General features: G+C 43.1%; 1 pseudogene. It reads right to left on the minus strand.

Annotated features, from left to right (window positions below):
- Positions 1-69: 69 nt before the first annotated feature.
- Positions 70-262 (minus strand): annotated as a pseudogene (locus tag RYX56_RS23225) (FMN-dependent NADH-azoreductase); the annotation flags it as partial.

The following is a 262-nucleotide window of genomic DNA, read 5'->3' on the forward strand; positions in this document are numbered from 1 at the left end:
TATCTTATAAAAATAGTGACGGTTCTCGTACTTCCAGAAAGGGGAGCACGAGAACCGTCACTTTACTTGTTATACTGTTACAGCAGATAATCTTTTGGCCGCCTCTGCTACTTTAGCTAAGCCTTCTGCAATAATGTTTGGGGCTTGATCTGGTGCAGCATTGTGGCCTTCGATAATGACTTCCTCTACAATTTCCATTCCAAATATACCGCCAACGACGTTTTTGATATAGGTAGCCGCCATTTCCATCGGTGCTGTTTCT

It is taken from the genome of Alkalihalophilus lindianensis, from assembly GCF_032843265.1.
GTDB lineage: Bacteria > Bacillota > Bacilli > Bacillales > Bacillaceae_D > Alkalihalophilus > Alkalihalophilus lindianensis.